General features: G+C 56.6%; 13 protein-coding genes. 5 read left to right on the top strand and 8 right to left on the bottom strand.

Translation table 11 applies throughout. The features are described from left to right. The first annotated feature begins 1 nt into the window (after position 1). Complete coding sequence (locus N675_RS12380) at positions 2-730, top strand: type 1 glutamine amidotransferase (RefSeq protein ID WP_038040336.1); 729 nt, start codon at positions 2-4, stop codon at positions 728-730. Here the strand turns inward: N675_RS12380 and N675_RS12375 are convergent. Genes N675_RS12375 through N675_RS12340 form a run of 8 tightly spaced genes read right to left on the bottom strand, consistent with a single transcriptional unit; the run spans position 727 to position 18,337 of the window. After that, positions 727-1,818, bottom strand: a complete 1,092-nt coding sequence (locus tag N675_RS12375) for an alpha/beta hydrolase family protein (protein WP_051914724.1) — start codon at positions 1,816-1,818, stop codon at positions 727-729. The genes N675_RS12380 and N675_RS12375 overlap by 4 nt on opposite strands. A 24-nt stretch (positions 1,819-1,842) precedes the next feature. Continuing rightward, positions 1,843-4,647: a malto-oligosyltrehalose synthase gene (gene treY / locus N675_RS12370; RefSeq protein ID WP_038040335.1), complete on the bottom strand. Its 2,805-nt coding sequence runs from the start codon at positions 4,645-4,647 to the stop codon at positions 1,843-1,845. Positions 4,648-4,658: 11 nt separating this feature from the next. Next, complete coding sequence (locus tag N675_RS12365) at positions 4,659-7,079, bottom strand: DUF3536 domain-containing protein (protein ID WP_038040334.1); 2,421 nt, start codon at positions 7,077-7,079, stop codon at positions 4,659-4,661. Position 7,080: 1 nt separating this feature from the next. Beyond that, positions 7,081-8,940 carry a malto-oligosyltrehalose trehalohydrolase gene (gene treZ / locus N675_RS12360; RefSeq protein WP_081887103.1) on the bottom strand — a complete coding sequence of 620 codons (1,860 nt, stop codon included), beginning with the start codon at positions 8,938-8,940 and terminating at the stop codon, positions 7,081-7,083. A gap of 12 nt (positions 8,941-8,952) precedes the next feature. Continuing rightward, positions 8,953-10,875: a 1,4-alpha-glucan branching protein GlgB gene (gene glgB, locus N675_RS12355; protein WP_038040333.1), complete on the bottom strand. Its 1,923-nt coding sequence runs from the start codon at positions 10,873-10,875 to the stop codon at positions 8,953-8,955. Beyond that, positions 10,872-12,938, bottom strand: a complete 2,067-nt coding sequence (gene malQ / locus N675_RS12350) for a 4-alpha-glucanotransferase (RefSeq protein ID WP_038040331.1) — start codon at positions 12,936-12,938, stop codon at positions 10,872-10,874. Before malQ ends, glgB begins: the two co-directional genes overlap by 4 nt. Then, the gene (gene treS / locus N675_RS12345; RefSeq protein ID WP_038040329.1) at positions 12,935-16,303 is read right to left on the bottom strand and encodes a maltose alpha-D-glucosyltransferase; all 3,369 of its coding nucleotides are present in this window, start codon (positions 16,301-16,303) and stop codon (positions 12,935-12,937) included. Before treS ends, malQ begins: the two co-directional genes overlap by 4 nt. A gap of 27 nt (positions 16,304-16,330) precedes the next feature. After that, positions 16,331-18,337, bottom strand: a complete 2,007-nt coding sequence (locus N675_RS12340) for an alpha-1,4-glucan--maltose-1-phosphate maltosyltransferase (protein WP_038040328.1) — start codon at positions 18,335-18,337, stop codon at positions 16,331-16,333. A 152-nt stretch (positions 18,338-18,489) separates the two neighbouring features. Between N675_RS12340 and N675_RS12335 the strand changes: the two genes are divergently transcribed. From N675_RS12335 to minC, 4 genes are all read left to right on the top strand, one after another. Then, entirely contained in the window at positions 18,490-19,251 is a 762-nt protein-coding gene (locus N675_RS12335) for a metallophosphoesterase family protein (RefSeq protein WP_038040325.1), read from the top strand. Between the two features lie 63 nt (positions 19,252-19,314). Continuing rightward, positions 19,315-19,818 (top strand): rod shape-determining protein MreD, encoded by a 504-nt coding sequence (gene mreD / locus N675_RS12330; protein ID WP_051914723.1) that lies wholly within the window; start codon positions 19,315-19,317, stop codon positions 19,816-19,818. Then, positions 19,793-22,054 (top strand): penicillin-binding protein 2, encoded by a 2,262-nt coding sequence (gene mrdA / locus N675_RS12325; protein WP_038040322.1) that lies wholly within the window; start codon positions 19,793-19,795, stop codon positions 22,052-22,054. The genes mreD and mrdA overlap by 26 nt, the downstream gene beginning before the upstream one ends. 19 nt (positions 22,055-22,073) lie before the next feature. Then, the gene (gene minC / locus N675_RS12320; protein ID WP_038040320.1) at positions 22,074-22,787 is read left to right on the top strand and encodes a septum site-determining protein MinC; all 714 of its coding nucleotides are present in this window, start codon (positions 22,074-22,076) and stop codon (positions 22,785-22,787) included. Positions 22,788-22,800 lie beyond the last annotated feature (13 nt).

Genomic DNA, 22,800 nt, shown 5'->3' with positions numbered 1-22,800 from the left:
GATGGAAGTAACCATTTGCTGGCTCTTCGGCCGCACAATGAATATCTACGGCGATCGGGGCAATATCCTAACCCTTGTGCAACGCTGCCGTTGGCGAGGCATTGAAGCGCATGTTGCGACCTATGCGTGTGGCGATTCGCTCAATGCAGCAGCATATGACATTTTCTTTTGGGGCGGTGGGCAAGATCGTGAGCAGATTGCGGCTGCGTGGGACCTCCAAGGTCCCAGTGGCGAGGCGTTGCGTGCTGCTGTTGAAGATGGCGCGCCACTGCTGGCAATCTGTGGCGGATATCAACTCCTTGGCCAATACTATCAACCCCATGAGGGCGAGCGATTACCAGGGCTTGGGATCTTTGATGCGTACACTGTCGCTGGCTCTCGTCGGATGATTGGCAATATCGTCGTGCAAAGCGACGACTTTGGTGAACTCGTTGGGTTTGAAAACCATAGTGGCCGGACGTTTCTTGGTCCGCAAGCCCGACCGCTTGGGTATGTCCGTAAAGGCTTTGGCAACAACGGTGAAGATCGAACTGAGGGGTGCCGCTATCGAAATGCAATCGGCACATACCTGCATGGGCCAATATTACCAAAGAATCCAAAACTTGCTGATTTCTTGATTCATGCTGCGCTCATACGACGGTATGGGCCGATTGACTTACCTCCACTCGATGATCGCCAAGAGGAGCAAGCGCATCAATCAGCCCGCAGTCGAGTTTTCCACAGGTACTAGGAGCCGGTTCCCTTTAGATAGCGGTCGAAGAACGCGGTTGTGCGCTGCATGAAAAGCAGCCAACTTGTCCCTTGGAATGCATGACCTTGACCAGGGTACTCATAGTATTCAACGCTCTTGCCTGCAGCGAGGAGTGCATCGCGAATGGCCTGTGACCATTGTGGCGGCGTAACGGTGTCAGCGAGCCCCTGATGGATTTGCACCGGAGCGGTTACATAGTGGAAGAAGAATAAAGGCGAGGTCTGGCGCAGGAACATCGGATCGCGTGCCGCTTCACGATACGCCTGGGCAAGAGGATCAGGACTTGCCTCATTCAATCCATCGCCCCATTTCTGGATGTTATCAAGGTCATAGGCGCTCACTGGGCCATACAGAACGGCTGCTTTAATCCGCGAATCAACAGTGATAGCTTTTGCTACCAATCCTCCACCCATGCTGTGGCCCCAGAGCCCAACGCGATGTGGATCGGCCTGGGGGAGTGATGGAAGAGAGCTGATAAGGTTCAGCACATCGATCACAATACCCGTGCGGAAATAGTTTGGCCCAGGATCAGAATCTCCCCATCCACGGAAATCTGGAGCAATACAGAGATAGCCTCGGCGCGCAAGGTAGTCCGCTTCGTTCGCGGTGTCGGCTCCCGACCAATACTGGTCTGGTGGAATATAGCCATGGTTGAGGATGACGACGGGGAATGGTCCACTCCCGTTCGGGATAAGCATAACGCCAGTGATGCGTAGGCCGTCGCTTGGATAAGTGATGGCATACCGTGTATACGCGGCGTTGCGCTCAAGCACACGGGTTATTGTAATCGTCCCTCCTGGATAACGCCGATTGCGTAAGCCTTCGATGGTATAGGCCCAGAGCGGATTTTGCGGAGTCGGTGAAGGGCTCGGCGTTACGGTTGGCACTGGCGTTGGTGTTGGTGTTGGGGAAAGCGTTGGAGTAGCGACTGGCGATGGGGTTGTCGGTGTTGGCGTTGTGATAATTGGCTGAGGAACAACCGTTGCCGTTGCCGCCTGTCGTTGCCCCTGGCACGCGCTAAGCATCGTGAGCACACTAAGGCAGAGAAGCCAAGTCAGGCGATGCATTCTCACGTGCCTCCAAATCGCTGCTTAGCCTCCATCCAGATTGCGCAAGATCGCCAATGGCCATACGGCAAGAATATCGCGCAGCGCCAGCGTCAATCCCTGAGCTGTGCCTAAGGAAAAGGTTTGGCCTGTGAGGATGCACTGCCATCGTGTGGGTGCCTCTGGCGGAAGCTGGAGCACGGTTTCTTCCCACGCTGTTGGTGGTGGGAGCGTCTGCCGCTCCCCAACGTCGCGATGAACGCGAGCTGGAAATCGAGTGACCACGGTCACTACCCACTGATGGTCGTGAATACGGGCAAAGGCGAGCACCTGATCACGCTGCGGGCCGTGCACGTGCAAGGGGACATACGCGCCTTCCAGGAAGAGTGCCGGTGAACGACGACGCAGATGAAGAGCCTGACGCGTGAGGAACAGCTTGATTCGCCCGTCTCGCCAATCCTGAAGTAGCTCTGTCGCATGCTCAACTGTTGGACGATCAGGGTCACAGAGCTGGGCGAGGTGATAAGCAAGCCGTTCAAAGTCGACCGGCCGGCGGTTATCTGGGTCAACAAGTGAGAACGACCATCCCTCGCAGCCTTGATAGATGTCTGGAACGCCGGGCGCCATGCAGGCTATGGCGCGCTGAGCAAGACTCGCAAGCGCACCTACCCAGGCGATGGCGTCACGGACCGGAGCGAGAGCATCTCGCACCGCTGCACCTTCGGAGCCACAGACAAGTTGCTGGGCAAATCGGAGAATTGCTTCCTCAGAGGACGGTTGTGGGTTGAGCCAACTTGTTTCCAGCTTGGCCTCGCGCGCAGCCTTGAGGAGATAGTCTGCGAAGCGTTGCGCAAATGTTGGCACGTCGTTCTCGTCAAAAGGCCAAGCAGCAACAAGCGTTTGAAGAGCGAGCAATGCTAAGTATGGGCGCGGAAAGTGCTGTCCACCAATCGTGCGACGGAATGGGGTAAGCGCTGCGCGGGCAGCGACCAGCGCGGATGCCCACATGTCAGGAAGTTGGGAAAGCGCAAGCAACCGCGCTCGAACGTCTTCGCTCCGCTTCGTGTCGTGGGTTGAGAGTGCATTGAGCGATCGAGGCCAACGAGCCTGTCGTTCCTGGCACCAGCGATGAAACGCTTCGATGGATAAGGGACCTGCTGCTGGATCACACCCAACATCGTTGAGTGCAAGCAGCCGTGGATCCCGGTACAGTGCTGTATCTTCAACCCCTTTCGCGATAGCGGCGCCAGTCAGCTGTTGCCATCGGATCATCCAACGTCGCCAAGCAGCAACTGGAAAGAGCGTGCCAACTTCTTCCCGGGCCAACAGGACACGGTGCAGTACATCGAGTGCAGCCATATCTTCGCATGTTGCCCGCGCAGCGGTTAGTGCCGCTGTGATAGCAGCATGGTCAGGTGCGGAAAGCGCTGGTCCCACACGGTATGTCCGATAGACGGGTACTGCAGCGGTCACAGCGCAAAGGGCCTGGCGGAGCGCCTGCAGTGGAACGTCTCGACCTTCGGGGATGCCAGCAGCAAGCTCGGCAAGCCAGAACGTGAGCAGGTCAATCTCGCTGGTGAAAAGCATGTTGAGGACTTCGTGCCGCGCTGCAGTAGCAAGAGTTGGAAAGTCTAGCTGCTCAGCAAAATGGGGATCCTCAGCTAACACGCTCCCGTGGCGCGCAGCCAGCTGCGCTGCCCCTTGTGGATCCAGCAAAACACGGGTGCAGTGGGCGAGAAAATCATAGCCCGTCGTGCCGTCAATTGGCCAATCCTGGGGTAAGCGTTCGTCGCCGGTTAGGATCTTTTCAACAAGGACAACGCCGGTTCCCTTTGTGCTTGCCTGAACGCGCTGGTTGAGCCAGTGAAGATAGGCCGTTGGTTCGGCTAACCCATCAATATGATCAACACGCACGCCATGGAAAAGCCCGGCGTCCATGAGACTCAGAATCAGCCCGTGCGTCGCTTCACGGACTGCCAGATCTTCCTGTCGGATCCCAGCAAGCTCAGTAATGTCGAAGAATCGGCGCAGTGTCAACTGTTGCAGGCCACTGCGCCAGAATGCCAGTCGGTAGTGTTGTGCCGCAAGCATGCGATCGAGTCGTGCTTGCGCCTCGGGGGTATCAGCTGGCTGAAATGCTGCGATAGCGTGTGCCAGTGCTTGTGCAACGTGTTGGTCAGAGTTAGCAAGGCCGCGCAACGTTGCACTTGCCTCGGCGAGACTACTCTTGCCTTCGGCTACTCGTTGTGCAAGCGCTGCAATCTGCTGGTGTAACGGCGGTGGTAACGTGTCGGTAAGGACATGTTCGAGAAATTGTTGCCATCCGGCTCGGTTGACCGGAAAGATTCGATCTGCGTACGTGATGACGAGCCCAGCATCAGCATGCCAGGCAAGCGCAAGCTTCCCGCTCCGCAACGCTTCAGCATATGGCTCGCCTAACACTGGCAGCGTGATGCGTCCACGGACGGCTGGCCATGGAGCATCCCAGGCAATATCAAACCAGCGCGCAGTCGGTGTATCGAGCCCGTCTCGGAGAAATTGCCACCAGGCTGGGTTGCTCTCATGCGCGGCCTGATGATTAGGCACGATATCGACGATGATGCCAAGGCCAAAGGCTTGTGCGGCATGCGCGAGCGAGCGAAAGCCTGCGAGCCCACCACGCTCGCGGCTGATCTGTGTGGGATCAATCACATCATAGCCATGCAGACTACCAGCTCGTGCTTCAGTAATCGGTGAGAGGTAAAGATCACTCACCCCGAGCGCGTTGAGGTACGGTACGAGCGATTGGACTGCTGCAAAGTCGAACTGCCGGTGGAGTTGCAAACGATATGTTGCAGTGAAAGCGCGCATCGCCGCTTGCCTCACTCACAGGCGAGCCAAAGCGTATCGCAGAGATGCTGGAATTGCTCAACCCAAGTGGCAGCTTCAGGATCGTTATCTGCCCGTTCTTTCATGGTCGGATAGATCGTATGACGCACATCCCAGGCAAGGTTTTGCACATTCCAGGTATTGACGGGCTCGCGAAGCTGCGGGATACGTTCAGCAAGCGCTGTGAGGGTCTGCAGGAGTCGACTGTCTTCGGGGTGTTCATGCCAGGCTGTTGCCAGCGCCTCGAGCCGTTGTTGCATGGCATATGCAAGGCCGGTGTAGTCGATAGCGAGCCCCCACTGTTCGGCATCGTCGAGCAGCTGATCAAACCGTGCCAGATCAGGCTCCTCGTCCGCAATCACCTGGCGTAGCGCGGCTTCAATGGCAACTTCAGCGGCAGCAAGGAATGGCCGCGGAATTGGCGCGCCAAGGGTGTGGAGGAACTGCATGAGCAGACGGTTGTCCTCATACACATGCCGGAACGAGCTTTCAGACTCTGCTATTGCTGAATCCAGGAGGATAGTGAGAATCTTTCGTTGTTCGTCGCGAAAGAGCGTGCGCAGTGAGTAGGTCTGGTCGGAAAAGTGCTGGTCAAACACGCGAAGCAATGCTGGAATATCTGCCTGCTCAAAGCTCGTCTTCAATTCCTCGAGAAGGGCCTTGTACTGCTCAGGATGGTGATCGGGTAGGACGCCACTCAGAACATTGTGTTCCCCAAGATGCAGTGCCGCAATCGTGAATTGGGCGTCTTCCTTCGTGATCGTTGATGTCACATCGACCGTGGCAACAAGGAGACGGGTTCGCCCTGCTTCTGCCTTGTACGCCTGCTGCTGCTGAATCGTGTAACAGGCAATGTCAGTCTGTTCTGGGTAGTTCTCGAAGAGTGCGCTAATTGCATAGTGTGCGGCGACTTCAGCTAATCCAATCTGTGCTGGCTTGACGAACCGTTCATAGACGACCCGCCCATTGCCAATTTCAGGGACGTTACTGGGCGCGCGTTCGAGAAACTCAAGATAGCCTGATTCGAGGTCTATCCCAAGGGCTTCGCGCGCAAGCTGAATTGCCCGTGCTGCGTACTGAATCACTTGGACGGTTTCGATACCTGAAATCTCATCAAAGAACCAGCCACAACTGGTGTACATTAAAAGCGCGTGGCGTTGCAGTTCAAGGAGTTTAAGTGCGGTGACTTGCTCTTCTTTGCTCAAGGGGTGGCGTTGCCAACGCTCAAAAAAGTGCTGCACATTCTCAGGGGAGCGGTCAAGGATAACATGGATGTAATCATCGCGTGCTTCCCATGGATCGTGCAAGAGTGCACCGATCGCTTCTTCATAGCGTGGCGCAAGTTCATCGCGGAGCCAATCCATGGCTTCGCGCAATGGCTGGCGCCACTCCTGGGTCCATCCCGGGTTCATGCCTGAGTTGCAGCCACAGTTGCTGCGCCAGCGCTCCACACCGTGGGCGCAGCTCCAGGAAGTTTGTTCAATAATTTCTGCCTCCCACGTTGGCGGGTAGTGTTCAAGGAAGGCAGCGTAGTTGGTTAGTTCGGCCTCCCCGCTCTGCTCGATCGTTTCGAGGGCAGCGGCAAGGGCCATGTCACCGAATCGGTGGTGATGACCAAAGGTCTCACCGTCAGTCGCAATGTGCACAAGGTGTGGCTGGTCATCGGCTGGCGCAGCCTGCAAGAGTCGTGCGGCAAGCTGGTGGCCATCATTGAGCAGTCCACCGAATGCCACATCATGAGCGGTTCCACCGTCATAGAAGAACACGGTAATCGTTCGGCCTGAGGGAAGACGCACGAGATAGGGGCGGCTTGGATCGACGCGACCGCCTTCGACATCCTGCCACTCTTCCTGATCGAGTGGGCGCACGCGCCGTGCCTGATATGGTGCGAGAATGGTGAAGGTAATGCCGTGCTCGGCCAGAATGTCGAGGGTCTCGAGGTCAACGGCTGTCTCTGGTAGCCACATGCCTTCAGGGTGCCGCCCAAACCGGCTGACAAAATCGGCAATCCCCCACCGGACCTGCGTTCGCTTATCGCGTGTATTGGCCAATGGCATGATGAGGTGGTTGTAGGCTTGCGCGATAGCTGAGCCATGGCCGTGAGTTGCAAGGCTTTCGCGATCAGCCTCCAGAATGCGCTCGTATACCGCAGGCGCTTGGTCCGCTAACCAGGCGATCAGCGTTGGCCCAAAATTAAAGCTCATTCTGGCGTAGTTATTGACGATTTTCATGATCTTGCCCTGATCATTGAGAATCCGTGACCAGGCATTGGGGCCGTAGCATTCGGCGGTGATGCGTGCGTTCCAGTCATGATAGGGGTATGCCGAATCTTGGACTTCGATAACCTCGAGCCATGGGTTTTCCCGTGGAGGTTGATAGAAATGTCCATGGACACAAATAAAGCGCTTTGCCATCTTAGGGCACGTCCTCTCGTTCCCAAAACGTTGCTGACCATGGCGGGAGCAGTACAGACGCTCCCGCGCCTCCAGTGACGCGGAGGGGAGATGGATCGGCAGATCGGTTGCCTCCCCACGTCTCTGCTGCTGAGTCTACTCGAATGTGCCATAGACCGTCAGGTAAATTGAGGTGAACAGTCTGCGGTTGATCAGCAAAGCAGAGGGCCAAACAAGCAGCAGGGGTAACATCTTCCCAGCGAACAACAAGGGTATGAGCCGCGCGATCCATCTCAACGATCGGCCAAGGGCGCGGTGTCGTCTGATAAGGTGCGGCTTGACGACGTACCGTAAGAAGGTGCTGGTAAAAGCGCCAAAGGGTACGATGCTGCCCTTCATCACGAAGCTGGTGGCGGAGTTTGGCCTGAAGAAACGTTTCAACTGCTTGAGGATCAGGCGGCTCTTGCTCGGCGTGAAAGGCTGCGAACTCCCGTTTCCGCCCTTCACGGACTGCGGTGATTAATTCTGGATCAGTGTGGCTGACGAAATAGGGGAATGGTGCTGTCTCTGCATATTCTTCTCCCATAAAGAGCAATGGCGTAAACGGCGACAACAACACGGTTGCAGCTGCCAACTTGAGGCGCTCGAAGTCGACAAGGGTGCTGAGGCGGTCTCCGCGGGCGCGGTTCCCAACCTGGTCATGATTTTGGATGCAGACAACGAACTGCTCAGGCTGGGCAACGAGAGCTGCTCGCCCATGCCGTCGCCGACGAAAGACTGAACGTTGTCCTGTGTAGCAGAAGCCGCGCCGAAAAACTCTCGCCAGGTGCTCAAGCGATCCGTAATCAGCATAGTACCCGTGCTGTTCGCCAGTAAGAAGCGTGTGGAGTGCGTGATGAAAATCATCGCTCCAGACCGCATCAAGCCCATAGCCTCCGAGTGGCCTTGGCGTGATGATCCGCGGGTCGTTGGCGTCACTCTCAGCGATAACGAGAATGTGGCGATTGAGTCGCAAGCCTTCTGCGTGAAGTGTTTGAGCAAGTTCCTCGAGAATGTGCGTTGGCAGTTGGTCAACGATCGCGTGGACCGCGTCGAGTCGAAATCCATCAATGTGATATTCCCGAACCCAGTGTAAGGCGTTTTCGATAAGAAAACGGCGGACTGGTTCACTATCGGGCCCATCCGTGTTGAGCGCAGGGCCCCAGGGAGTGCGGTACCGTTCAGTGAAATAGGGGCCATACTGGTTGAGTACATTGCCTTCGGGCCCAACATGGTTGTACACGACGTCAAGGATGACGCCGAGCCCATGCTGATGACAGGCATCGACAAGATAGCGAAGACCGTCAGGCCCGCCGTATGCGTGATGAACGGCAAACGGCAAGACCCCGTCGTAGCCCCAGTTGCGTTCTCCTGGGAATTCTGCCACTGGCATCAACTCAATCGCAGTAATCCCCAGGTCGACAAGAGTCGGTAGGATTGGAATGATCGCGGTAAAGGTGCCTTCGGGGGTGAAAGTGCCAACATGCAGCTCGTAGCAGATGAGTTCGGACAGACGGATCCCTCGCCAGTGGTCGTCATGCCAGGCAAAACGTGTTGGATCAGCAACCGCCGAAGGCCCATGTACGCCGTCCGGTTGCCATCGGCTAGCTGGATCAGGCAAATCTTGCTCACGATCGAGGCGATACCAGTACCGTGATCCGGCTGGCACGTTGTCGACAGCAACGGTCCAGTACCCGTCACGCTCTTGTTGCATCGGGATGAGGCGTTCCTGGGGTGTGAGGAGGTGAAGGGCGACGTCTGTTGCATTCGGGGCCCAGACAGTGAACTGCACATGCCCAGGAGCCAACACAATTGCCCCAAGCTCGAGTGGCTGCGCTGACACGCATGCTCCTCTCTACTGCTCGCACTTGAAGATGACCATTGCCAGTGGTGGGAGAGTGAGGTTAACAGAATAGGGTCGGCCATGCCATGGCACCGGCGTTGCCTCAACGCCGCCAAAGTTGCCCCAACCACTGCCACCATAGATCGACGCGTCGCTGTTGAGCACCTCGCGCCAGAAGCCAAGCCGTGGTACGCCGACGCGGTAGTTCTGCCGCGGGACCGGGGTAAAGTTGCACACGATGAGCAGTTCGCTTCCCTCTGCCCGCCCACGACGCAAGTAGCTCAGCACACTGTTATCGGCATCGTTGGGGTCGATCCACTCGAAGCCGGTAGGTGAGAAATCCTGCTCGTAGAGCGCTGGTTCGGTACGGACAAGTCGGTTGAGATCTTCGAGCCAGCGATGAATACCCTGGTGCGGCGCATACTGCAGCAGGTGCCAGTCGAGGCTTGTGTCATGATTCCATTCGGCCCATTGCCCGATCTCTGCGCCCATGAATAAGAGCTTTTTCCCCGGTTGTGTGTACTGGTAACCATAGAGTAGGCGAAGGTTGGCGAATTTCTGCCAGTCATCTCCAGGCATCTTGCTGAGCAAGGAACCTTTCCCATGCACAACTTCATCATGTGAAAGCGGGAGAACGAAGTTTTCGGTGAACGCGTAGAGCATACGAAACGTAAGCAACGTGTGGTGATACTTCCGGTAGATGGGATCATAGTGAAGGTAGTGAAGCGTATCGTGCATCCAGCCCATGTCCCACTTCATCCCGAAACCAAGGCCGCCGAGATACGTGGGACGTGACACCATCGGCCAGGCTGTCGATTCTTCGGCGATGGTCTGCACATCTGGATAGAGCCGATAGATCTCTTCGTTGAGACGACGCAGGAAGGCAATGGCCTCAAGATTTTCCCGACCGCCGTATTCGTTGGGGATCCATTCCCCTGGTTTACGGGAGTAATCGAGGTAGAGCATTGACGCGACAGCATCAACCCGAAGCCCATCGGCGTGGTAGCGATCGAGCCAGAAGATAGCACTGCTGAGCAGGAACGTGCGTACCTCATGCCGACCGTAGTTAAAGATCGCGCTATGCCAATCAGGATGAAAGCCGCGTCGAGGATCGGCGTGCTCGTAGAGATGTGTCCCATCAAAGTAAATTAAGCCGTGCTCATCGGTCGGAAAATGTGATGGGACCCAGTCAAGAATAACGCCGATGCCCTGCTGGTGCAGGTAGTCAATAAGATACATGAAGTCTTGGGGGGTGCCATATCGACTTGTTGGTGCGAAGTAGCCGGTAATCTGGTATCCCCATGAGCCGTAGAAGGGGTGCTCCATAATCGGCAAAAACTCGACGTGGGTAAAACCAAGGCGCTGCACATGCTCGGCAAGCTTCGGTGCCAGCTCTCGGTATGTCAACCAGCGATTGCCTTCTTCAGGCACGCGCATCCAGGAGCCGAGATGTACCTCGTAGATCAACATTGGTGCATCAAGAGCATTGCGTTGGCGTCGCTGCGCCATCCATTGCTGGTCATGCCATTCATACGAGAGATCCCAGACGATTGAAGCGGTTCGTGGAGGCGTTTCATGGAAGACGCCATAGGGATCGGCTTTGTCAACGCGATAGTTATTGTAGTGTGACACAATGTGGTACTTATACCGGGCTCCGACGCCGACGCCAGGGAGAAACCCTTCCCAGATGCCGGAGTTCCCACGTGGTGCAAGAGGATGGACTCCTGGCTTCCAGCCGTTAAAGTCGCCAATGACCGAAACTTCACGCGCGTTCGGTGCCCAGACTGCAAAGTAAACGCCAGTCTCATCACCAAGCTGTACGGGATGAGCTCCAAGCTTTTCGTATGCACGTAGCCACGAGCCTTCGTTGAAGAGGTAGAGATCGTCATCTGTCAGTAAACTCTGGTCATGGCGAATCGTTGGCGTTTCCGTCATCGTGCTTCCTTCCCTTGTGCTGCCTTTGTCCGAAGCTGGCTAATGCGGTTCAGCACGTGAATCAGATCAGGATCGGCAGACCATGCTTCGAGTGGCAAGCGCGCCTTATGTCGCCAATTTGGCTGCTCTGCGCCTGTGCCTGGTCGATTCTGGGGCTCCGTTTCGAGCCAGAGATCCTCAGCATTGACTAGGAGAATGCGCGCTGGACTTGTCGCCAGAAAAGTGAGTACACCTTCAAGTGCGCGGCGACATGCTCCATCATTCGCACTGTCATCTGGTAGAAGCCACCCTCGGTGCTGGAGCCAGCGAAGCGTTGCGTGGCGCTGGCGGGGTGTCCACGATTGCCAGAGTGCCGCAAATGGTGGAAGATCGTGCGTGTTGAGCGCTGCGAGCGACAGCGGCGAAGGCGTTGCGAAGCCTGCACCTCGCTGTTCAAACGGCAAGATGTACATGCCGAGGAGATGGTGACGGCGCATCGAATCGCGCACAAGCCACGGCACCGTGCCAAGGTCTTCGCCAATGAGTACTGCTTGGGCGCGTTGTGACTCAATGGCGAGTACAGCAAAGAGTTCCTCCGCTGGATAACGAACATAGATGCCGTCTCGTCCGCTTGCTCCTTGTGGCACCCAGTAGAGCCGATGCAGTCCCATGACATGGTCAAGGCGCAAGAGTGGCCCGACTGCAAGGTGCCGACGCACGATGGCACGAAAATATGCATGGCCGTTCTCTCGAGTGTGCAGCGGATGAAGCGGCGGGAAGTTCCAGACCTGACCTTCAGGATAGAATGCGTCCGGCGGCGCACCAGCGCTCATATCCAGCGCAAAATTCGTGCGCCAGCGCCACGTGTCGTAGCCTTGCGTGTGCACTCCGATTGGGAGATCAAGATAAAGCCCAACATGCTGTGCGCGGGCGGAACGTGCAACCTGAAGAAATTGCTGCTCGGTGAGCCACTGCGCGTAACAGAAGCGCCGAACTATCGCCGGATCTGCATCATCAGCGCCGAGTTGCCCGTCGCGTTGCGGCGTTGGCCATCCCTGCCAGCCTTGCCTTGTTTGCTCAACGAATGCCCGAAAGCGTGCGTATTTTTCGACCTCAGGGTGTTCGTGAAGCCACGATTGCAAGGCCTCGAATCGTGGACCGCGGTGTTGTGCAAGTGAGTCCGCCAGGAGTTGCAAAATTTGTGTTCGGAGCTGCATACCTCGGCGGTAGTCAACGAATGCGGATGCTCGTGCTGCTGCGAGTGCGTCCTGAAACGTGGATGAGGCAAGGAGTGTTTGGGCTTCTGGACACTGATCCACCTCCGGTGCCTGCGTGAGATCAAGGTAGAACGGATTCCAAAAGAGTCGGCTTACTGGCGCGTAGGGACTGGGATCGAACGGCTGGTCGAGGTACGTATCCAGCAGGGGAAGTGTGCCAACAACCTGCCCTTGCTGTTCCGCAACCCAGGTAACGAGTGTGCCAAGGTCGGAAAAGTTTCCTGCACCCCAACTCTGTTCAGTTGTCAGGGCATAGAGCGGTAAGAAGAGCCCCCACCATCGTGTTTCCTCGGAAGGGAGCCAACAACGGACTGGAGCACAAAGGATATGGGTTGTTGTCTCAATTCCGTCGGGGAAGTGTAACGACAGTGTGTGGTATCCCATTGGCAGGGCAGGGAGTCCAAGTCGAGCGATGGAATAGGTATCAGTGCCATTCTGCTCTTGCCCCCGGCGTGGCAGTTCAGTAGAGCGAACGGACCATTCATGGGTTGTACCGTCTTCCTGTTGGAGGAAGACGGTAAAGCGTTCGGGCTCTCTTGATAATGGCAAAAAGATCGAGAGGGCATTTCGACGATGTGGTCGTAGAACAATGGTCGGTTCAACGCGTCGTGTCAGGCGGTGGTGCTGGAACATTCGCAGTGCAGCTGGAGCCTCTTCCATGGTTGCCATGGTAATGCCAAGCGCGTTTAGGGCTGCAAGGATCACGTCAGGTGACGCGCGATGTCGGCGGCCCAAGACATCGACATAGCCAGTCTGCAGTCCAGCTGCCTGAGCGAGCTGCCGTAACGCAGCCTGTGGGGTATTCATGTTCCTGCCTCTGGTCCTTGACTCATCTCCAGTACACCGCGGAGAGGAATTGAAAGCCAGCCAGGTCGATGCCCCAGTTCGTAGCGTACTTCGTAGAGTGCCTTGTCGAGCAGGTAAGCCTCAAGCACTGCCCGCAAATCATCTGGACCAGGCGGAAGCAAATCGCTGCCTTCCATCGTCTGCAGATAGCCTTGGAGGAAGATGGCAGCAACCCAGCCATACCAGTAGCGCAGCCAGCGCTCAGCTCGCTCCACGTCAGAGATGAGACCATGCTGTTGATGTTCGTGAAGCACGGCGTAGGCAGCATAGTGGAAGGAACGGAGCATCCCCGCCACGTCAAGCAGCGGCGTGCGCTTGAGACGGCGTTCGCTAATCGGGCGAGCGGGCTCACCCTCAAAGTCGATAATCACAAAGTCGCGCCCAGTATAGAGCACTTGCCCAAGGTGATAGTCACCGTGGCAACGAATGCGCTTGGCTGGGATCAGGTGATGGAGTAGGCGCCGATAAACGGCGATGATCGTATTTTCCCGGGCGAGTACTTGCTCAACAAGGGCACGTGTTCCTTCGTCAAGCCGAGCGGTGTGCCGGCGAAGTTGCTGAAACGTTTGAATTGCTGCACTACGCATCGATTGGTAAATCGACCGTTGGTAGAGGAGCGAAAACGGTTCTGGTGCAAACGCTGGGTTATCAGTTGCAGCAGCCAGGGCGCGGTGAAGTTCTGCTGTTCGTTGCCCAAGGAGCCTGACCGCCTCGACGTACGTATTCACCGTTTCATAGACGTCGCTTGGGATTTCCCCTCCTGCTCGCTCAATGAGGCTTTGCGGATCAAGGGTAATGGCTGGCGGCTCACCCGGATACGCGAGTGCACGCTCGAGGTAGCCTCCAAGCTCATCGAGCGTGTATTGCCACGCATCTCCTTCGGTATGGACGAAAGCCTGGAGAACCGCGAGCGAGATCGGTTCAGATTGTCCGAGTTTGAGCTCGATGCTGCCGGCAAGTGGCGGCACATGGGGGAAGCCAACGCGCTCAGTCAGATAGTAGCCAATCTCGACCTCCGGATTCATTCCCGGTTCGACCTTGCGGAACAGCTTCAAAATGAGGCGGTCGCCAAAGATGAGCGAATTGTTACTTTGCTCAGCGCGACTGAGTGTCGGCTCAGGAAGGGGGGTCCCTGAGGGGACGAGTTGCCGAAATGCCCGCGTTGGTTGGGCAAGCAGGACAGCGCCATCTGCGGGAATCCGGCGACGACGACTGATCGCCTCGACTAATGCTCGACCAAAGGCCGGGTCTGCCAGTGCGTCGACGAGCAGCGCGTCGCCGCTCGGTTGCGCCAGCCGGCCCACGACGTAATGTGGCAAGCGCTCCATAATCTGCTCGGCGAGGGAACCATCGACGATGGTCAAGGGCAAGAGATATTGCTCAGGATCCCCTTCCGTGTATTCGACTGTGATAAGTAGCAGTTGTGCAGTGCGATCGCCATATTCAAACGGCACGTGAGCACTGATATGGGCACTGCGAATTCGCCGATCCTTTCCGCCAAACCAGCGTCGACCACGGAGATAGGCTGGTAATAAGCCTTCAAGTGCTCGTCGTGTCGGAGTGAGGTCAAAGTGGCCGTTACGCCGGGCGAGTGGGATGAGCGGTAGTTCGTGCAGCGTGATCGTGCCGCTTTCTTCTCCCGTCCGTTGTGGTTCAAGCGAGAACCAATAGAAACTATGTGGGCCAAGCGTGAGCAGATACGGAGTGTCACCGATCGGGGGAAATTCAACACGGCCAAAGAGTTCAACCGGCACAAGTCCGCGATACGGGCTGAGATCAAGTTCAGCATATTGCACAAAGCGCGACAAATTGGCGACGACAAGCAACGTTTCTTGCTCGTATCGCCGGACATATGCTAGGATCTTACGATTTTCGGGGGTGATGAATTCGAATGAGCCACGCCCAAATGCCCGGTACTGCTTGCGTAAAGCAATGAGCCGCTTCATCCACCAGAGCAATGAGTGCGGGTTATTTTGCTGCGCTTCAACGTTGACGGCCTCATAGTGATACTCGGCATCCACGATCACTGGCAAGTAGAGCCGCTGGCGATTTGCGGTGGAGAAGCCGGCATTGCGGTCGCTGCTCCATTGCATGGGAGTACGCACACCATTGCGGTCACCAAGGTAAATGTTGTCTCCCATGCCAATTTCATCGCCATAGTAAATGACTGGCGTGCCGGGAAGCGAGAAGAGGAGACCATTCATTAATTCGATTCGTCGGCGGTTATTGCCGAGCAATGGCGCAAGGCGACGGCGGATACCTAAGTTGATGCGTGCCACTGGATCGCGCGCATAGACGCGGTACATGTAGTCGCGTTCTTCGTCAGTGACCATCTCGAGGGTCAATTCGTCGTGGTTACGGAGGAAGAGGGCCCACTGTGCCGTTGGTGGGATGGGTGGCGTTTGGCTCAGGATGTCGATAATCGGGAACCGGTCTTCCATGCGGATTGCCATAAAGAGGCGTGGCATGAGTGGGAAGTGAAATGCCATGTGACATTCGTCACCATCGCCGAAATAGGCGACGGCATCTTCAGGCCACTGATTGGCTTCGGCTAAGAGCATGCGGTTCGGGAATCGTTCATCGATATGGCGACGGAGTTCTTTCAAAAATGCGTGCGTTTCTGGCAAATTCTCGCAGTTCGTCCCTTCTCGTTCGAAGAGATAGGGGACGGCATCAAGCCGCATGCCGTCGATGCCCAGCTCAAGCCAGAAATCGACGACCCGCAGAATCTCACGGCGCACGCGAGGGTTATCGTAGTTCAAGTCAGGCTGGTGTGAGTAGAACCGGTGCCAGTAGTAGGCTTGCGCGACTGGATCCCAGGCCCAATTCGATGTCTCAAAATCTTTGAAAATGATGCGTGCTTCACGATAACGATCTGGCGTATCGCTCCACACGTAGTAGTTACGGTAGATGCTCCCTGGCGCTGAGCGGCGCGCTCGCTGGAACCATGGATGCTGATCCGATGTATGGTTCAAGACGAGCTCATTAATGACCCGTATTCCGCGCTGGTGGGCCTCGCGAATGAACTGCCGGACATCGCGGAGCGTGCCATACGCGGGATGGACATTCGTGTAGTCCGCAATGTCATATCCATCATCGCGGAGGGGTGAGGGATAGAATGGGAGCAACCATACCGCGGTGACACCAAGGTCCTGGAGGTAATCCAGTTTTGCCGTCAACCCGGGGAAATCGCCGATGCCATCACCATTGCTATCGTAGAAGGCGCGAACGTGGACTTCGTAGATGATGGCGTCCTTATACCAGAGTGGATCGTCAGTCAAGGGCGATAGGCTAGGCACTGTTGCCGGACGCTGGCGTGTGGCCATTGATACCGGTGCCTCCTTTACCAAAGATTATGCGTAGTACTCAAAGTCGTGCTCGCGACGAATTCGCCGGCGCAGTAAGAAGATGTGCGCCGGCATAACCTGTGGATTTAACTCTACATAATTGGTCGGTCCGTGCCAGAGATAGCGCGCATCGCTCAGTAGATCATGAACTTGATACGGCTGATCGTGCGGGATTGCAAGGTCTTCGAGTGGGAGCGTGACCCAGCCAGATTGGGTGTAATGTGGATCGAGATTAACAACGGTGAGAATAATATTGCTACGATCATCCGTGGTCTTTGTGTAGGCGATGAGCTGGTCGTTCGTCGTCGGATGGAAACGCAAGGTCCAATCTTGCTGCAGAGCAGGGTTCTCACGACGGATACGGTTCACCCGGGCAATGATGGGGGCGAGGCTCTGCGGCGCATCGAGTTGCCAATGGCGGATCTCATATTTCTCTGAGTTGAGATATTCTTCGCTGCCTGGTGCGAGTGGCTGATTTTCGCAAAGTTCGAACGCTGGCCCATAGATGCCATAGTTTGCCCCAAGTGTCGCAGCAAGCACCAATCGTGTAAGAAATGCTGGCCGACCGCCAAGCTGCAAGTACTCTGTCAGGATATCTGGGGTATTCGGCCAGAGGTTGGGGCGGAAATATTCGCGTACTGGCGTTTGTGTCAACTCGGTGAAATAGCTCTCGAGTTCCCACTTGGTATTGCGCCACGCAAAGTACGTGTAGGATTGCGAGAAGCCGAGTTTCGCTAAGTGATACATCACTTTCGGGCGCGTAAAGGCTTCTGACAAGAAGATCACATCAGGGTACGTGTTCTTTATCTCTGCGATCAGCCATTCCCAGAATGGGAAAGCCTTCGTGTGCGGATTGTCGACCCGGAAGATGCGTACGCCTTGTTCAATCCAGAAGCAGACGACACGTCGTAGCTCTGCCCAGAGGTTGCGCCAGGCCGGACTCTCAAAATCAAAGGGATAGATATCCTGGTACTTCTTTGGCGGGTTCTCTGCATATTGAATCGTGCCGTCTGGGCGATGGCGGAACCATTCTGGATGCTCGCGGACGTAAGGGTGATCGGGGGAGCACTGGAACGCTAAATCGAGCGCGATCTCAATGCCGTGCTCCCGGGCTCGTTTGAGGAGGTACTGAAAGTCTGCGAGGGTGCCGAGCTGCGGGTGAATGGCGTCGTGGCCCCCTTCTGGTCCACCAATGGCCCATGGGCTGCCAGGGTCATCTGGGCCAGCAGTGAGCGTGTTGTTTCGTCCCTTCCGGAATGTGTGGCCAATTGGGTGAATCGGTGGAAGGTAGAGGACGTCGAAGCCCATGCCTGCAATGTAGGGAATCGCGCGCTCTGCGACATCGCGGAGTGTGCCATGGCGACCCGGTTCGGGTGACCACGAGCGAGGAAAAAGCTCGTACCACGTACTGAACCGCGCACGTGTCCGATCAACAACGAGGCGCAGCACCCGTGGGTACGATGTCGCGAAGGCTCGCGGATCGTGCTGGCGCATCAGGGCGTGAAGCTGGGGATCAAAGGCAGCTTCGGCTGCAGCTGGGCCCGTGCGGAGCGTCGCCGCATATGCTCGCAGAGTTGTTGCATCGGGTTCTGGTGCCTGGCGAGCGATCGTGTCAATGAGCTCTGCCCCAATCAGCAGATCAACACTGACATCTTGCCTTGCGTCAAGGCGCTTCCGTAGATCGCGCACCCATGTCTGGAATCGATCAATCCATGCGACTGCAGTGTATTCATAGATGCCAAGCTCATTGACAGCGAACTGAGCGTGCCAGCGGTCGTTGACCGTGAGCGTGAACGGTGTCTCATGCCACGTTTCCTCGCGAGCATGGCGGTAGCGGAGAACAGCTGCGATCGCATCGTGGCCGTCCGCAAAGATATCCGCTTCGATTGTGACAAGGTCACCAATGATCCGCTTTGCCGCAAACCGTCCGCAGTCAACTTCCGGCAAGAGCTGGGCAATGACGACGCGTTGCCGCCCCTCAGCAGGAAATGCGTCACAGTGTTGGTTACTCATTCCCTTCCTCTCACCTGTGTGCTTTGCGAGACGTCCGCAATCCCCCACTCCGGAAAATGTCGTCCGCCTAATTGTTCCATGCTGCGGCGCTTGATGGTGGTGCTAGGCTAGGATACCGTGAAACACGGCAGCCGAGTCTGGGGGAGCAGGCTATGCGTATTGCGGTAATCTCCGATGTCCATGGGAACCTTCCAGCCTTAGAGGCTGTACTTGCCGATATCGAGAAGGGATCATATGACCGTGTCGTCATGGCCGGCGACTTCGCGTTCGGTGGCCCATGGCCAGCTGAATGCATTGAGGTGATTCGCGAGCGGGGCATCCCGGCAGTGCGTGGAAATACCGACGAGTTCTTAGTTGAAGTTGGCAGTGGTGGACGAATACCAGCACACGTCAGTACTGAAGCGCAACGTCATACTGCCTCGCCTGCCTTGCGAGCGCGCTATGAATGGGCGGTTGAGCGTCTCTCAGCTGCGCATCTTGAGTATCTCGCTTCACTCCCACTCGCCTATCTTGTTCCGGCCCCCGGCGGAGCAGCGTTAACGGTTGTGCACGCAACGCCATGGAATTGTCACGATACGATCCAGCCAGACGCGCCGGAAGCAACGTTGCAGGCAATGCTGGATGCTGCCGGAGGCCAGGCTCTTGCCTATGGCCATATTCATGTGCAATATGCCCGTGCGCTTGCTGATCGTCTTGTTGTTGCCGTTGGGAGTGTTGGGTTACCGTTCGATGGTGACCAGCGTGCGGCCTATGCCATCCTAACCTTCAATGAAGATCAAGGGCGATGGGACGTTGCGTTTCGACGCGTTGCCTATAACGTCTCGCAGACCATTGCCGCATTACGTGCTTCCGCGATGCCTGGAGCTGAAGGGCAGATCGCCGTACTCGAGACTGCGCGCCCTCCTCACGGTTAGCGGCAAACTCTTGGGTGATGTGCTAGCATCCCTCTTTGAGGGATATCGCTGGGAGGGTTTGGGGTGCGCCACCTCTTTCTTGTGCTGTTAGTCATCAGTGCTACGGTGGTGCAAGTAACAATACTGCCCCGGATTAATCCACTGTGGGTTAATCCCGATCTCGTGTTAGGCATTGTTCTCGTCCTTGCGAGCCTCTATGGCGTGGCCTATGGTCTTGGAGCAGCGGCACTTGGTGGTGTGCTGCTCGATGTGCTTACGTTAACCCCGCTGGGCTTGCATAGCCTGGCACTGCTTGCTGCAGCGCTTACAGGAGGCCTCGCTCGTCGTCGGCTCTTCCGGGCTGATTTGCTTGTGCCAATGGGGCTTGTTGTCGTCGCAACAATAACCAGCCAAGCGTTGCTTGCCGTTGCGCGATGGTTAGCGCATATGAGTGCGTCGCCGCGGCTCATAGTTGAAGTTGCCGTGCTGACAGCGCTGCTGAATGTTGCTGCCGTCCCTGTGATCTACGTCGTGATTCTGCTCCTTGATCGTGTAGGACTCCATGATGCGGGCCCATCGACGACTTGAACTTGCGCCGCCTGAAGCACGGCGGCGCATTCTCATTGAAGAAATTGGCGATGAGCGCCGTGGCATGACGCGGCGCACATTCCTCTTGCGGAGCATGATCATTGCTGGTTTTGGCGCTGTCCTTGCGAAGTTAGGGAAGATGCAACTTCTTGATGCCGCTCGTTACCAGCGTCGTGCCGCTGGCAATGTCATTCGCTTCGAGGCATTGCCAGCACCGCGCGGGCTGATTGTTGATCGAAACGGTGTGATTCTGGCGCAGAATCGGCGTGCGTGGTCGGTCTCGGTTGTTCCTGACCAGTTGCCGGATGATCCGCAGCAGCGGGCTGCGGTGCGGGATCAGCTGATTCGGATGTTGAATCTTGATACCGTCCTTGTTGTACGGCCTGCTGCAGTACCTCCTGAAGCCCGCCGACCAGTTGCTGACGCTTTGTCAACTGCGCTGAATGTGCCGCTTGGGGACGTGCTCGGGCCATTAGTGTCACCGCCGAAGGATGGGCCTTTTGTTTTGTTGCGTGAGCAGCTTTCGCCTGCTGAAGTCGCGACGTTCCAGTCATTAGCACAACAATGGCCTGGTGTTCACGTGCTGAACCGCTACGATTATCTGCTTGAACAGTATGCGGGGTCTGGAAGCCCGATTGTCCTGAAGCGCGATGTGCCGCGTGATCTTGCGTTACAAATTGGAGCAAATCCACTCTCCTTCCCTGGTGTTGTTGTCGACGACAATACGCTCATGCGCCAGTACCCGGCTGGACCGATCTTTGCGCACGTTCTTGGATACGTTGGACCGATTACCAAAGAAGAGTATGATGCTGCTGGTGGTGATACTGCGGCGAATCCCTACTTACCAAATGCCGTTGTCGGACGTGATGGTATTGAGCAAGCGCTTGAGCCATACCTGCGGGGAACGCGTGGTGGCCGCTGGCTACAAACGGATGCCCGTGGGGCAGTTGTCTCCGAGTTAGTAGATCGACGGCAAGATCCCGTTCCCGGATACACTGTTGTGCTCACTATTGATAGCGCCTTGCAGAAGGCTGCCGCTGAAGCCCTCCAAGCAGGAATTGCGCAATCTAACGATGCGGCAGCAAAACAAGGACGCTCGGCAGTTGGGTCTGGAGTGGCTATTGCTCTTGATCCGCGTAGTGGTGAAGTGCTTGCGCTCGTGAGTCTCCCAACCTACGATAATCAATGCTTTGCTGATGGCATCTCCCAGGCAGAGTATCAGCGGTATTTAAACGATCCGTTCCGCCCGTTATTCAACTATGCCGTGCGTGGAGAATTCCCACCCGGTTCGACAGTCAAGCCGCTCCTTGCGTGCGCCGCGCTGCAAGAAGGCACAATCACTGCGCAAACGACATTTACCTGTCGTGGGGCAATTCGTGTCCCGACTGAGTGGGATGAAAATGGAGGCAATTACTACTATTGCTGGCTTCGCAGCGGGCATGGACCGATTACCGTGCTCGATGGTATTGCGCAATCATGTAATGTCTTCTTCTACAATGTCGGTGCGCCAAATCAGCAAGCTGAAGGGGCAAACACACCGCTTCACTATTACATTCCTGGAGATCCACAACCGCACTTTTTCTCGGGACTTGGGATCGAGCGGATTGGCAAATATCTCCGCGAGCAATTTGGATTTGGACAGCCCACGGGGATTGAGCTCGGCAACGAAGCGAGCGGCCTTGTGCCCGATCCGCGTTGGCTGTTCCAGGAGTTGCGGGAGTACTGGTCGGTCGGTGATACGATTAACGTCTCGATCGGCCAGGGCCATCTTTCTTGTACGCCATTGCAACTTGCCTGTGCTCTCGCTGCCATCGCAAATGGCGGGACGTATTATCGGCCCCGGCTTGTCCGAGAACTTCGTGATGCCAACGGAGAAACGGTGCGCACCTTCGAGCCGGTTGTCGTCCGAAAGCTCGGGATTGCGCCGGAGCATATTCAGCTAGTTCGTCAGGCAATGCGCCGCACGGTTACGGACGGGACAGCCAAGGGGAAATTCGTCCGCACAGGCGATACAATACCGATTGCTGGCAAAACAGGTACAGCTGAGTACGGTCAATCCGAGAATGGGAAATACACCAAGCAGCATGCATGGTTTACGGCATTTGCGCCGTATGATGCGCCAGAGATCCTGGTTCTTGTGTTGATTCGAGACGGCGGCGAAGGTGCAACGTTTGCGGTTCCAGTTGCTGACGCGATTCTCGCTGCCTATTTCCACCGGACGACTGCTGGGCGGTAATCAGCGGGCAGGGGGGCTTATGGAAGAGCGGACACGATTCGCAGACCAGCAGGTGCGCGTTCGCGGTACCCAAGATGGGCTTGTCCTTCAGTTGCCGCCAGGGCTTGCGACGGCCTCGTTGCTCGCTGATGTTCAAGCGACGATTGAGCGCTCCCGCGCATTCTTTCGCAATAGCGAGCTCATGATTGACTATGGCGAGCGTGAGCCCACGTTAGATGAAATCGTTGCGCTGCAACGCTATCTGAGCGAACAAGGAGTGCGTGTCCGGGCGATTACCTCGACAACGCCAGCGTACCGTGAGCGACTCCAAAGCTGGGGGTTTTATCCTTTGCGTGTCGTTGGCCGTGAGACACGAGACGATCGAATGGTACCAGGGAACGAAGCAGAGCGAACTGCACTCTACGTTCGGCGCACGCTCCGCTCTGGTATGAGTGTGACTGCTGATGGTGATGTTGTCATCGTTGGTGATGTCAATCCAGGAGCTGAGGTGCGTGCTGGCGGGGATGTTCTGGTCTGGGGGGTAGTGCGCGGGACAATCTACGCCGGACTCCGTACGGGGACGCAGGCGATCATCGCGGCATTGCGCCTGAGCCCGACGCTACTGCGTATTGGCTCGCTCGCTGCTCGGGCGCCTGACCAGCGGCGTGAGTTGCTCGACGAGCCTGCGTTAGCGCACGTGGTGGACGGGGCAATTGTGGTTGAGCCGTGGCGGTTTGAGCGACGACACGCCTAGTCAGAGCATGCAA

Origin of the sequence: Thermorudis peleae, assembly GCF_000744775.1 — a bacterium.
Lineage (GTDB): Bacteria > Chloroflexota > Chloroflexia > Thermomicrobiales > Thermomicrobiaceae > Thermorudis > Thermorudis peleae.
This window is presented reverse-complemented; position numbering and strand designations above follow the sequence as displayed.

What these genes read in the sequence shown, in the direction of transcription:
- N675_RS12380 (WP_038040336.1), top strand. Translation starts at nt 2, where the DNA reads ATGGAAGTAACCATTTGCTGGCTCTTCGGCCGCACAATGAATATCTAC.
- N675_RS12375 (WP_051914724.1), bottom strand. Translation starts at nt 1,818, where the DNA reads ATGCATCGCCTGACTTGGCTTCTCTGCCTTAGTGTGCTCACGATGCTT.
- treY (WP_038040335.1), bottom strand. Translation starts at nt 4,647, where the DNA reads ATGCGCGCTTTCACTGCAACATATCGTTTGCAACTCCACCGGCAGTTC.
- N675_RS12365 (WP_038040334.1), bottom strand. Translation starts at nt 7,079, where the DNA reads ATGGCAAAGCGCTTTATTTGTGTCCATGGACATTTCTATCAACCTCCA.
- glgB (WP_038040333.1), bottom strand. Translation starts at nt 10,875, where the DNA reads ATGACGGAAACGCCAACGATTCGCCATGACCAGAGTTTACTGACAGAT.
- malQ (WP_038040331.1), bottom strand. Translation starts at nt 12,938, where the DNA reads ATGAATACCCCACAGGCTGCGTTACGGCAGCTCGCTCAGGCAGCTGGA.
- treS (WP_038040329.1), bottom strand. Translation starts at nt 16,303, where the DNA reads ATGGCCACACGCCAGCGTCCGGCAACAGTGCCTAGCCTATCGCCCTTG.
- N675_RS12340 (WP_038040328.1), bottom strand. Translation starts at nt 18,337, where the DNA reads ATGAGTAACCAACACTGTGACGCATTTCCTGCTGAGGGGCGGCAACGC.
- N675_RS12335 (WP_038040325.1), top strand. Translation starts at nt 18,490, where the DNA reads ATGCGTATTGCGGTAATCTCCGATGTCCATGGGAACCTTCCAGCCTTA.
- mrdA (WP_038040322.1), top strand. Translation starts at nt 19,793, where the DNA reads ATGATGCGGGCCCATCGACGACTTGAACTTGCGCCGCCTGAAGCACGG.
- minC (WP_038040320.1), top strand. Translation starts at nt 22,074, where the DNA reads ATGGAAGAGCGGACACGATTCGCAGACCAGCAGGTGCGCGTTCGCGGT.